At 66.7% G+C, this 11267-nt stretch carries 10 protein-coding genes and 2 tRNA genes; 9 read left to right on the plus strand and 3 right to left on the minus strand.

The annotated features are described in order from the left end of the window. The first annotated feature begins 8 nt into the window (after window positions 1-8). From AC1DP9_RS04780 to AC1DP9_RS04795, 4 genes are read left to right on the plus strand one after another with little or no spacing between them, the layout of a single operon-like run. Window positions 9-2096 (plus strand): M3 family metallopeptidase, encoded by a 2088-nt coding sequence (locus AC1DP9_RS04780; protein ID WP_477106749.1) that lies wholly within the window; start codon window positions 9-11, stop codon window positions 2094-2096. Between the two features lie 43 nt (window positions 2097-2139). Next, window positions 2140-2550, plus strand: coding sequence for a hypothetical protein (locus tag AC1DP9_RS04785; RefSeq protein ID WP_092292833.1), 411 nt, complete (start codon window positions 2140-2142; stop codon window positions 2548-2550). A gap of 43 nt (window positions 2551-2593) precedes the next feature. Beyond that, entirely contained in the window at window positions 2594-3391 is a 798-nt protein-coding gene (gene xth, locus AC1DP9_RS04790) for an exodeoxyribonuclease III (RefSeq protein ID WP_477106750.1), read from the plus strand. A 27-nt stretch (window positions 3392-3418) separates the two neighbouring features. After that, window positions 3419-5308: a SulP family inorganic anion transporter gene (locus AC1DP9_RS04795; RefSeq protein ID WP_092292829.1), complete on the plus strand. Its 1890-nt coding sequence runs from the start codon at window positions 3419-3421 to the stop codon at window positions 5306-5308. A gap of 140 nt (window positions 5309-5448) precedes the next feature. Here the strand turns inward: AC1DP9_RS04795 and AC1DP9_RS04800 are convergent, their stop codons facing one another. Beyond that, window positions 5449-5712, minus strand: coding sequence for a DUF1488 family protein (locus AC1DP9_RS04800; RefSeq protein WP_092293309.1), 264 nt, complete (start codon window positions 5710-5712; stop codon window positions 5449-5451). A 257-nt stretch (window positions 5713-5969) separates the two neighbouring features. Between AC1DP9_RS04800 and AC1DP9_RS04805 the strand changes: the two genes are divergently transcribed. Continuing rightward, window positions 5970-6045, plus strand: a tRNA-Lys gene (locus tag AC1DP9_RS04805). A gap of 64 nt (window positions 6046-6109) precedes the next feature. Here AC1DP9_RS04805 and AC1DP9_RS04810 read toward each other — a convergent pair. Next, window positions 6110-7498 (minus strand): 8-oxoguanine deaminase, encoded by a 1389-nt coding sequence (locus tag AC1DP9_RS04810; RefSeq protein WP_477106751.1) that lies wholly within the window; start codon window positions 7496-7498, stop codon window positions 6110-6112. Window positions 7499-7624: 126 nt separating this feature from the next. After that, window positions 7625-8524, minus strand: coding sequence for a LysR family transcriptional regulator (locus AC1DP9_RS04815; RefSeq protein ID WP_477106752.1), 900 nt, complete (start codon window positions 8522-8524; stop codon window positions 7625-7627). A 116-nt stretch (window positions 8525-8640) separates the two neighbouring features. Here AC1DP9_RS04815 and AC1DP9_RS04820 point away from each other — a divergent pair. The 4 genes from AC1DP9_RS04820 to AC1DP9_RS04835 all read left to right on the plus strand — a co-directional run bounded on the left by AC1DP9_RS04820 (window position 8641) and on the right by AC1DP9_RS04835 (window position 11256). Continuing rightward, window positions 8641-8716 (plus strand) — tRNA-Lys (locus AC1DP9_RS04820). Window positions 8717-8932: 216 nt separating this feature from the next. After that, window positions 8933-9913, plus strand: a complete 981-nt coding sequence (locus tag AC1DP9_RS04825) for a Bug family tripartite tricarboxylate transporter substrate binding protein (RefSeq protein WP_092292823.1) — start codon at window positions 8933-8935, stop codon at window positions 9911-9913. Window positions 9914-10109: 196 nt separating this feature from the next. After that, entirely contained in the window at window positions 10110-10442 is a 333-nt protein-coding gene (locus AC1DP9_RS04830) for a hypothetical protein (RefSeq protein ID WP_441644440.1), read from the plus strand. A 292-nt stretch (window positions 10443-10734) separates the two neighbouring features. After that, window positions 10735-11256, plus strand: a complete 522-nt coding sequence (locus AC1DP9_RS04835) for a MarR family transcriptional regulator (RefSeq protein ID WP_092292819.1) — start codon at window positions 10735-10737, stop codon at window positions 11254-11256. The last annotated feature ends 11 nt before the right edge of the window (window positions 11257-11267 follow it).

Consider the following 11267-nt stretch of genomic DNA (forward strand, 5'->3'; position numbering starts at 1 on the left):
GAACCGCCATGACCGTGAACAACGACCGCGCTACCAATCCCCTGCTCGACTTTACCGACCTGCCCCGCTTTGCCGAGATTCGTCCCGAGCACATCAGCCCGGCGCTGGACGTGCTACTGGCCGACGCCCAGGCTGGCGTGGCCCGCGCCGAAGACCCGGCCACCCCGGCCACCTGGACCAGCGCCGTGGAAGCCCTGGAGGCCGCCACCGAGCCGCTCGGCCGCGCCTGGGGCGTGGTGGGCCACCTGAGCGCCGTGGCGGACACGCCCGAACTGCGCAAGGTCCACACCGACAACCTGCCCCGCATGACCGAGTTCTGGTCGTCGCTGGGCCAGAACCTCGCGCTGTTCGAGAAGTACAAGGCCGTGGCCACCGGCCCCGAGTTCGCGGGCCTGACGCCGGCGCGCAAGCAACTGCTCGAAAACGAGCTGCGCGGCTTCCGCCTCGGCGGCGCCGAGCTGCCCGAAGACCGCAAGCCGCGCTTCGCCGAGATCCAGGAGCAGCAGGCCCAGCTTTCCAAGGCCTTCTCGGACCACGTGCTCGACGCCACCAATGCCTACGCCCTCTATATAGAAGACGAGGCGCGCCTGGCCGGCATTCCCGCCGATGCGAAGGAAGCCGCCGCCATCGCCGCGCAGAAGGACGAGAAGGCCGGCTGGAAGTTCACCCTGCACTTCCCGTCGTACTACCCGGTGCTGCAATATGCCGATGACCGCGCGCTGCGCCAGACCATGTACGAAGCGAGCGTGACGCGCGCCTCGGAACTCGGTGCGCAGTACGGCAGCGGGCAGGCCGACTGGGACAACACCGCCAACATGCGCGAGCAGCTGACGCTGCGCCGCGAGGAAGCGCAGATGCTTGGCTACAACAACTACGGCGAGGTCTCGCTCGTGCCGAAGATGGCCGAGTCCCCGGCCGACGTGCTCAAGTTCCTCGACGAACTGGCCGTCAAGGCGCGCCCCTACGCCGAGCGCGACTGGGCCGAGCTGCGCCAGTTCTCCGCCGCCGAGCTGGGCCTGGCCGAGCTGAAGCCGTGGGATGTGGCCTACGCCTCCGAGAAGCTGCGCCAGCAGCGCTATTCGTTCTCGGACGACGAAGTGAAGCAGTATTTCCAGGAGCCGAAGGTGCTCGAAGGGCTGTTCGGCGTGGTCGAGAAGCTGTTCTCGGTCAGCATCCGCCCGGACGAAGCCCAGACCTGGCACAAGGACGTGCGCTTCTACCGCGTAGTGTCGCCGCAGGGCGCCCTGCTCGCCCAGTTCTACATCGACCTCTACGCACGCGAAGGCAAGCGCGGTGGCGCCTGGATGGACGATGCGCGCGGCCGCAAGGAACGCGACAACGGCACCGTGCAGACCCCGGTGGCGTACCTGACCTGCAACTTCACGGCGCCCGTGGGCGGCAAGCCGGCGCTGTTCACGCACGACGAGGTCATCACGCTGTTCCACGAGTTCGGCCACGGCCTGCACCACATGCTGACGCAGGTGGGCGACCTCGGCGTGTCCGGCATCAACGGCGTGGAGTGGGATGCCGTGGAACTGCCGTCGCAGTTCATGGAGAACTTCTGCTGGGAATACGAGGTGCTGGCGAAGATGACCGCCCACGTCGAGACCGGCGCCCCGCTGCCGCGCGCGCTGTTCGACAAGATGCTGGCCGCCAAGAACTTCCAGAACGGCATGATGACGCTGCGCCAGATCGTCTACTCGTCGTACGACATGCACCTGCACACCGACTATGACCCGCAGGGCCAGACCTCGGTGCTGGAACTGTCGCGCGAGATCAACGACAGCAAGCACGTGGTGCCGCAGTCGCCGCTGTCGCGCTGGCCGAACACGTTCAGCCACATCTTCGCGGGCGGCTACGCGGCGGGCTACTACAGCTACAAGTGGGCCGAAGTGCTGTCCGCCGATGTCTACGCCGCGTTCGAGGAAGCCGGACAGCTGTCCGGCAGCGTGCTCGATTCGGCCACTGGCGAGCGGTATCGGCGCGAGATCCTGTCGGTGGGCGGCAGCCGCCCGGCGATGGAATCGTTCGTGGCCTTCCGTGGCCGCGCCCCGCAGATCGACGCGCTGCTGCGTCACGGAGGCATGGCGGCGTAATCGTCACATTTCCTTCCCGCTTCGCTGACCAGGCGCCCGGCTCATGGACTTTCCTTTCCCGATTCGTCAGGAATGTCCGCCGGGCGCTTGCGTCTGCAACCGGGAGGTCTTGCTTGACGATCCCCAGGCCGACCATCGCATCCTGCGGCTGACGCAGCAGGAGGAAAAGAAGCTCGTGGCCCGGCTGGAGCAGCTCACCTCGCTCGAGGAACTGCGTCACATGGAAGCCCGGATGGCCGAGTTGCTAGGCATCGAGGTGACCATCACGCCGAGCGCGAACGAAGTCCGCACGACGCGCGGCTTCCGCATCGAACTGGCCGACCGCCCGGGCCTGTGCCGCAAGACCCGCCAGAATATTCCCGCCGCGATTCGCCGCTGCATGGACGCCCATCCGGAAATCGCCTACGCCATCCTCGATCAGGGCGACCTGCTGGGTGGCGGTTTGGGCGAATGAGCCTCCCTCCCCGACTAATAAGAACACTCCACACCGAACAACGATGAGAATCGCCTCCTGGAACGTCAACTCCCTCAAGGTGCGCCTGCCCCAGGTGCTGAAATGGCTTGCCGCGCAGGACGCCGCCGGCACGCCCATCGACGCGCTCTGCCTCCAGGAACTCAAGCTGCCCGACGACAAGTACCCGCTGGCCGAACTCGAGGCGGCTGGCTTCCATAGCGTCTACACGGGCCAGAAGACGTACAACGGCGTGGCGATCGTCGCCCGTGACGGCACCATGCCCGCCGCCGCCGACGTGGTGCGCAACATCCCCGGCTACGAGGACGCCCAACAGCGCGTGGTAGCCGCCACCTATGGCGACGTGCGCCTGATCAGCGCCTACTTCCCGAACGGCCAGGCGCTCGATTCGGACAAGTTCGTCTACAAGCTCGACTGGCTCCAGGCCATCACCGGGTGGCTGCACGAGGAAATGACGCGCTACCCCAAGCTGGCGCTGCTCGGCGATTTCAACATCGCCCCGGAAGACCGTGACGTGCACGACCCCGCCAAGTGGGAGGGCCAGAACCTGGTCTCACCCCAGGAGCGCGACGCCTTCAAGGCGCTGATCGCGATGGGCCTGGTCGATTCGTTCCGCCTGTTCGAACAACCGGAGAAGATGTTCTCCTGGTGGGACTACCGGATGATGGGCTTCCGCCGCAACGCGGGCCTGCGCATCGACCACATCCTGCTGTCTCCCGCGCTGGCGGCGGCCTGCACGACTTGTGGCATCGACAAGGAGCCGCGCCGCTGGGAGCAGCCGTCGGACCATACGCCGGTCGTGGCCACGCTGAAACTCGACTGAACGGCGCGGCTGCGGCATCATCGTCGGATGACTGCGCCCCCGCTTTCCCCACCATCCCCGCCATCCCCTAAACCGGCGGCGGATGCCGGCAATCGCCTGCTCCGGCTGTTCCCATGGCGCCACCGCGTGACGCGCGCCGCGCTGCGCGCCGATCTCATCGCCGGGCTGCTCGGCGCCGTGCTGGTGCTGCCGCAGGGCGTGGCGTTTGCCACGCTGGCCGGCCTGCCACCGCAGTACGGCATCTATACCGCCGTGGTGCCGTGCATCGTCGCGGCGCTGTTCGGTTCGAGCTGGCACGTGATGTCGGGGCCGACCAATGCCAACTCGCTGGCGCTGTTCGCCATGCTGAGTCCGGTGGCGTTCGTCGGCAGTCCGGCCTATATCGCGCTGGCGCTGGCCGTGACGATCCTCGTCGGGGTGTTGCAGCTGGCGGTGGGTGCGCTGCGGCTGGGGTCGCTGGCCAACTTCATCTCGCCGTCGGTGCTGCTCGGCTTCACCTGCGGCGCGGCCACGCTGATCGGACTCTATGCCTTGAAGGACCTGTTCGGGCTGGCGGTGCCCACCGGCACCAGCGCGTTCGGCGTGGTCCGCTTCCTGTTCGAGAATGCCGCCACGATCAACTGGAGCGCGGTCATTGTCGGCGCGGTCACGCTGGCGGTCACGCTGGTGGTGCGGCGCATCTCGCGCCGGCTGCCGTTCATGCTGATCGGGCTGGTGGGCGGCTTCGGCGTGGCGCTGGCGCTCAACCATTGGGATGGCGCGCACCATGTGAACGTGGTCGGGCCGATTCCGTCGGCGTTGCCGCCCTTCCAGGTGCCGGACATCAACTGGCGTACCGTGCCGGACCTGCTCGGCATTGCCGCCGCGCTGACCATTGTCGCGCTCGGGCAGTCGATCTCGATCGCCAAGGCTGTTGCCGCGCGCTCGGGCCAGCATGTGGATGCCAACCGCGAGTTCATCGGCCAGGGGCTCTCCAATATCGCGGGCGGATTGTTTTCCAGCTATATCTCGTGCGGCTCGCTGAACCGGTCGATGCCGAACTTCGAGGCCGGCGCGCAGACGCCGCTGGCCAGCGTGTTCTCGGCGGTGCTGCTGGTGGTGCTGGTCATGGTCAGCGCCCCGCTGCTGGCGCAGATCCCGCTGGCGGCCATCGCGGCAATGCTGCTGCTGGTGGCCTGGGGCCTGCTCGACCTGGCACGGCTGCGGCGCATCGCCGACCTCTCGCGCACGGAGTTCGCCATCGCGGTGGGCACCTTCGCCGCTACGCTGGTGATCCGGCTGGAGATGGCGGTGCTGCTCGGCACCATCCTGTCGCTGGTGGCCTACCTGTACCGCACCTCGCGTCCGGCCGTGCGTAGCCTCGTGCCCGACGCCGACGATCCCGGCCGCCGCTTCACCCCGCTCGACGAACTCCGTCGCCCGCAGCCCGAATGCCCGCAGCTGAAGCTGCTACGCATGGAAGGCGCGATCTACTTCGGCGCGGTGCAGTACGTGACGGACCGGCTGCACTGGCTGCGCACGGTCAACCCCGGCCAGACGCGCCTGCTGGCGATGACCAAGAGCATGAACTTCATCGACCTGGCCGGCGCCGAGATGTGGGAGACGGAACTGGCCGAGCGGCGCGCGGCCGGCGGCGACCTCTACTTCCACCGTCCGCGCACGCAGGTGCTGGAGACGTGGGAGCAGACCGGCTTCACCGACAAGCTCGGGCGCGACCACATCTTCCAGACCAAGCGGCAGGCGCTGCACACGATCGTCCGGCAACTCTCCCCGGAAATCTGCGCGCAATGCCACGTGCGCATCTTCGAGGAATGCGCACAGCAGCCCGGCGGCGCGGAAGCGCCCGCACCGGTACCAGCGGATGCCGAAGCGGCTGACGCACCGGAGACCGGCACGCAGGAAACCGCCAAGACCTAGGCCCTGAACCGGTAGGGAAAACGTAGAAAACTAAGGGATGTAGCCAGAATGTGCGCCGGTCGGCCGGTAGGGAAACCGTGCCGAAACCGGCGGCGGAGGGTTGCTGCCGTCGCCTTACACGGACGCCGTTGCCGACGCCATCAGACTGGCGCCACGTGGGCGCGCTTCACCACGACCGGCTGGGGCACGCCCTGCTCGATCAGTACCACGGCGGCGCGCTCGATGGTCTCGCGACCGGCGCGGAACGCCTCTTCCAGCGACAGCACCTGGTCGGCACTGAAGCCTTCCCACAGTGCCTCGCGTGTCACCACGCAGGTCACTTGCTCACCATCGACAATCGCGTGGAACAGCAGGCCCTCATTATTGATGTCGTAGCGATCTTGCTCTTGGAATTTGATTTCCATCATCACAGCCCTCCATATGCAAGTGGAGAAGCATCCTAACATGGCTCGACGCCAATCGTCTGCGATCCCCTGCACTGTGCCATGTGAATGCGATTCGTCTCACTGACCAGCGCGACGGGATGCAAGTTCCGTCGGCATGGCGCCGAGCGCAACAGCGTCGCACGGCGACATGACAATGCCGTGAGCGCCACTGGCGCGGGGCCATGCATGGAATATTTGACAACGCTGAAAACGGTGATAAAATCTCGGTCTTCGTTGGGGCGTTAGCTCAGTTGGTAGAGCAGCGGACTCTTAATCCGTAGGTCGAGTGTTCGAGTCACTCACGCCCCACCAGCGAATTCAAAAAGCCCGGAATCAGCAATGATTCCGGGCTTTTCTTATTCTTGGTCCGCCTGCATCAATCCGCGCCGGCCGCCCGCTCGAACAGCGTGCGCGCCAGCCGGCGGTGATCGCCAAGCACCACGGGCAGGTCGGCCGTCAGCAGTTCGCCGTCGCGCACCACCACGCGGCCGTTGATGATGCTCGTGGCCACATTGCCCGGCGTGCAGAAGACCAGTGCCGCCACCGGATCATGCCCGGCGCCCGCGTAGCCCACGCCCGACATGTCGAAGGCGACGATGTCCGCCGACATGCCCGGGGCCAGCGCGCCGATATCGTCACGGTTCAGCACCCGCGCGCCGCCGAGGGTGGCAATCTCCAGCGCCTCGCGCGCGCTCATCGCCGCCGGGCCGAAGCCCACGCGCTGCAGCAGCATGGCCTGGCGCGCCTCGCCCAGCATATGGGCGCCATCGTTCGATGCACTGCCGTCCACGCCCAGGCCCACCGGCACGCCGGCATCCCGCATCCGGCGGATCGGCGCGATGCCGGACGCCAGCCGCATGTTCGAGCACGGGCAATGGGCCACGCCCGTGCCGGTGCGCGCGAACAGCGCCACGCCCTCGTCGTCCAGCTTCACGCAGTGCGCGTGCCAGACATCGTGACCGACCCAGCCCAGCTCCTCGGCGTACTGCGCCGGCGTGAGGCCGAATTTCTCGCGCGAATAGGCGATGTCGTTGTCGTTCTCGGCCAGGTGGGTGTGCAGGGAGACGCCGTAGTGGCGCGCCATGACCGCCGACTCGCGCATCAGGTCACGCGAGACCGAGAACGGCGAGCACGGCGCCAGCACCATGCGCAGCATGGCGTGGCGGGAATCGTCGTGATACTGCTCCACCAGCCGCTGGCTGTCGCGCAGGATGGCGGTTTCCGACTCCACCACCACGTCCGGCGGCAAGCCACCCTGGCTGCGCCCGACGCTCATCGAGCCGCGCGCCGCGTGGAAGCGCATGCCCATCTGCTGCGCCGCCTCGATCGAATCATCGAGCCGGGAGCCGTTCGGATACAGGTAGAGGTGATCGCTCGTCGTCGTGCAGCCGGACAGCATCAGCTCGGCCATCGCCGTCTGCGTGGATACGCGGATCATCTCCGGCGTGAGGTGCGACCACAGCATGTAGAGATTGGTCAGCCACGAGAACAGCTCGGCATCCTGCGCGGCCGGCACGGCGCGCGTCAGGCTCTGGTACATGTGATGGTGCGTATTCACCAGCCCCGGCATGACCACGTGGCCGCGCATGTCGATGACTTCGGCGCGGCCTTCGTCGGCCATGCGTCGCCAGGCTTCCGGGAGATCCGCGGTGGGGCCGACCCACTCGATGGCGGGGCCGTTGGCGACCAGCGCGCCGTCCGCGATTTCGCGGCGTTGCGCGTCCATGGTCACGAGGGCATCGGCGTGCTGGAGGATGAGGGTCATGGCGAAGGTGTATCGAAGTTGCGGACACCCCGGAGTCTACTGGCGCCATCTATTGCACCAAAGCGTCAAATTTCGACGTAGGTGTCCACAATTTGTGGACAGGTCGCCGCGCAAGAGCCCACCAAGTCAGCGGAACAACCCGTCCAGCGCTGCGCCGATGGCCCGCGCCATCAGTTCGCCCGCCGCGCTCGCCGGGCCGCGCGCCCGCGCCACCAGCCGCAGGGTCTGGCGCTGCAGGCCGCCATCGCGCAGCGGCACGAAGACCAGCGCGCCACGCGCGCGGTCTTCCATCACATCGAGCGGATTGAGTAGCGCCACGCCGCCGCCGGCCGCCGCCAGGCGCTGGATCAGCACCACGGAGGTCGATTCCACGGCCGGCGTGACGTCGATCGATTGGCGGGCGAAGGCGTCGTCCACCAGGGCGCGGATCGACAGTGTCGGCGCGGGCAGGATCAACGGATAGCCGGCCACCTCGGCGAGCAGCGCGGAGGGCTGCGCGGCCAGCGGATGACCGGGCGCGACCACCGCGCCAATCGACCAGTCACGGCTCGCGGCCACGCGGAAGGCGGCCACTTCGGGCAGGTCGTAGCCGAGCCCGAGGTCAGCATCGCCCTGCTCCACCGCGGCGACGATGCCGTCCACCGGCAGGTCCGCCACGCGCACGGCGATGCCCGGATGCTGCTGGCGGAAGTCGTGGACGAGCGAGGGCATCAGCGCGCCGGCCAGCCCAGAGGTGGTGGCCACGGTAACCATGCCGCGCCGCGCGCCCTTGATCTCGGCGATGCGCGCCTGGAGCGCGTCGTGCTCGCGTAGCGTCTGGCGCACATGGGCGAGCACCATCTCGCCCAGCGGCGTCAGGTGCAGGCGTTTGTGGATGCGCTCGAACAGCGGCGCGCCCAGTTCGGCCTCCAAATCGAGGATCTGGCGATTGATGGCCGTCGGCGCCACATGCAGATGCTCGGCCGCGCGGCGGATGGAGCCGCGCCGGACCACCTCGTCGAAATACCGCAGAACGCGCGCGTGCATGGAGATGCCCGGAAGCCGAAGTGCGCGCATTGTAATCCGCTGGCATTGCGGTGCAAAAAAATGCGCCGAGGGGCTTGCGTCGTATTCGGTACCTTGCTACAATCTTTTTCTTCGTTGGGGCGTTAGCTCAGTTGGTAGAGCAGCGGACTCTTAATCCGTAGGTCGAGTGTTCGAGTCACTCACGCCCCACCAGCGAATTCAGAAAAGCCCGGAATCCACAAGGTTCCGGGCTTTTTGCTTTGCATCGACGTTTTTGCTTCGCCTCAGCGGCATTGCGCCGCACTTTCCCGCCCGCCACCGGGTTCTCACCGATTTCCCTGCAGAACCCTTTCAGGGTTGAATGCCTGTCAACGCACATCACGGAACGGAGTTCCGTATTGCGGAACTAGACAATACCGGAGGCATCTCTTGAAAGCAGTTCTGAAAGCGGGCGCGGCCGTCGCCCTGGCCATGCTGGGCCTGGCACAAGCGGGCATCGCCCACGCGCAGGCGTATCCCAACAAGCCGATCCGCCTGATCGTACCGTTCGCGGCGGGCGGCACCACCGACATCGTCGGCCGCGCCGTGTCCGACGCACTGGGCCGCGAGTTGGGCCAGCCCGTGGTGGTGGAGAACCGTGGCGGTGGCGGCGGCGCAATCGGCGCCGACGCGCTGGCCAAGTCCGCGCCGGACGGCTACACGCTCGGCATCGCCACCGTGAGCACGATGGCGACGAACCCGGCCACCAACGCCAAGAATCCGTACGATCCGATCAAGGACTTCGCGCCGATCACCAACCTGGTGAACGTGCCGAACGTGCTGACCGTGAACCCCAAGGTGCCGGCGAAGAATCTCAAGGAATTCGTCGCACTGCTGAAGGCCAACCCGGGTAAGTACAGCTACGCCTCGGCCGGCAAGGGCAGCATTTCGCACCTCGATGGCGAGCTGTTCAAGTACATCACCAAGGCCGATATGGTCCACATTCCTTACCGTGGATCGGGCCCAGCCCTGAACGACACGCTGGCCGGCCAGGTCAACGCCCAGTTCGACAACCTGCCGTCGTCGATGCCCTTCATCCAGTCCAGCCGCCTGCGCGCGCTGGCTGTCGCCGCGCCCAAGCGCGTGGAAGGCCTGCCTGACGTGCCCACCTTCGCAGAGGAAGGCATGAAGGACATGAACAACATGGCCTGGTACGGGCTGGTGGCACCGGCCGGCACGCCGCCGGCCATCGTCGCCAAGATCCACGATGCGGCGATCAAGGCACTTCAGGACCCCGCCGTGAAGAAGCGCCTGCATGACAGCGGCGCCTATCCGGACGGCAACACCTCGCAGCAGTACGCCGCCCAGATCAAGCGCGAACTGGACCTCCGCAAGAAGATCGCGGTGGACCAGAACATCACGCTGGAGTAACACCTGCCCCCCCCTGCCGCCACCGTGGTGTGGCGGCAGCATCGCCCGAGCGCAGGATCTACAAAATTGCTGGCTGCTGCACGCGCACCCCGGTACAGTAGTAACAAAGCCATTTTTCTCATCTGCTGTATCTGTACGGAATCTGACGACCTCCGACGAATTCCCGGATATGGCGCATTACCTGCGAGGATTGAAGATGCTGAAGAAGACCGTACCGACCCTGATCATTGCTGCGCTGGCCGGCCTGGGCACCATGCAACTGGCGCACGCACAGAAGAACTACACGGACGGTGGCGACATCCACAGCGGCAGCCATACCAAGAAGGCCAGCCCGCACGCCAACACGGCCAAGTCCGGCAAGTTCGACCCGTACACCGACGGCGCGAAGAAGTCCACGCAGACCGATCTCGCCCCGAAGAAGGCCGATCCGTACACGGACGGCGCCAAGGTCGGCAAGGCTGACCCGTACACCGATGGTGCGAAGTCCGGCAAGCCTGACGTCTACACCGACGGCGCCAAGAAGCAGTAAGCGACCCAGGTCGTCGTTTTGCGAAAGCAGCCCGCGCATGTCGCGGGCTGTTTTGTTTTTGGGGCCGCACGCCCCCCGCCACGAGGTGCGCACGGCACCTCGTACAAAAGGCTGATTAGGACTTACCCGATCTGTCACACCCATGTCCATACATTACTGATAGTGTCTCGCCTACCGGATGACCCGCCCACTACCAGAGGCAGGCAGCGGTGCCGCCCGGGCCGGCCAATGCACCGGCCCATGCACAGACGATGCAAGCAGGCGGCAAACCCAGATTGGGAGACCTGAGCCAATGCAGCCGAAAGCACTCGAAATCAATGAGCCGATCGTGCTCGCGCTTGTCGACGCCGTGACCGCGTGGCAAGCCGCCCTCGAACAGACCTTGTCTGTCTCGGGGCTGACCTATCCGAAATGGCTGTTGCTGCGCGCCATCCACACCGGCACCTTCCGCCGCGGATTGCCGTTGTCGGCCGCCGTGTTCATGGACGTGGCCCAGACCGAACGGCTGCTCAACGAGTTGCGCGAGGAAGGCTGGCTGGCGTTCGAGGCCAATGGCGCCCCGCGCATCGCGGCCAGCGCCGCCGCGCGGCTGGACCGTGCCGGCCAGGGCGTGAAGGCCCTGCACTCGGTCTCGGTGGGCCAGTTCAATGCCGAGGAGCGCGTGGCGCTGACCGGCCTGCTGCATCGCATGACCGGCACGCTGCAGGACCATGCCGAGCGCCATCGCCGCAATGCCGCATGGGAGCGCTCCGAAAGCTCCGTGGTCGTACCGCCCGAGGTCGGCCGCGCCGCGCTGCGCGCCGTGGCCGCCTGACCCGCTTGCGC

This window comes from Cupriavidus sp. 01L43, assembly GCF_056399925.1.

Coding starts and splice junctions, on each gene's coding strand:
- AC1DP9_RS04785 (WP_092292833.1), top strand. CDS start 2,140: ATGGACTTTCCTTTCCCGATTCGTCAGGAATGTCCGCCGGGCGCTTGC.
- AC1DP9_RS04795 (WP_092292829.1), top strand. CDS start 3,419: ATGACTGCGCCCCCGCTTTCCCCACCATCCCCGCCATCCCCTAAACCG.
- AC1DP9_RS04800 (WP_092293309.1), bottom strand. CDS start 5,712: ATGGAAATCAAATTCCAAGAGCAAGATCGCTACGACATCAATAATGAG.
- AC1DP9_RS04815 (WP_477106752.1), bottom strand. CDS start 8,524: ATGCACGCGCGCGTTCTGCGGTATTTCGACGAGGTGGTCCGGCGCGGC.
- AC1DP9_RS04780 (WP_477106749.1), top strand. CDS start 9: ATGACCGTGAACAACGACCGCGCTACCAATCCCCTGCTCGACTTTACC.
- AC1DP9_RS04810 (WP_477106751.1), bottom strand. CDS start 7,498: ATGACCCTCATCCTCCAGCACGCCGATGCCCTCGTGACCATGGACGCG.
- AC1DP9_RS04835 (WP_092292819.1), top strand. CDS start 10,735: ATGCAGCCGAAAGCACTCGAAATCAATGAGCCGATCGTGCTCGCGCTT.
- xth (WP_477106750.1), top strand. CDS start 2,594: ATGAGAATCGCCTCCTGGAACGTCAACTCCCTCAAGGTGCGCCTGCCC.
- AC1DP9_RS04830 (WP_441644440.1), top strand. CDS start 10,110: ATGCTGAAGAAGACCGTACCGACCCTGATCATTGCTGCGCTGGCCGGC.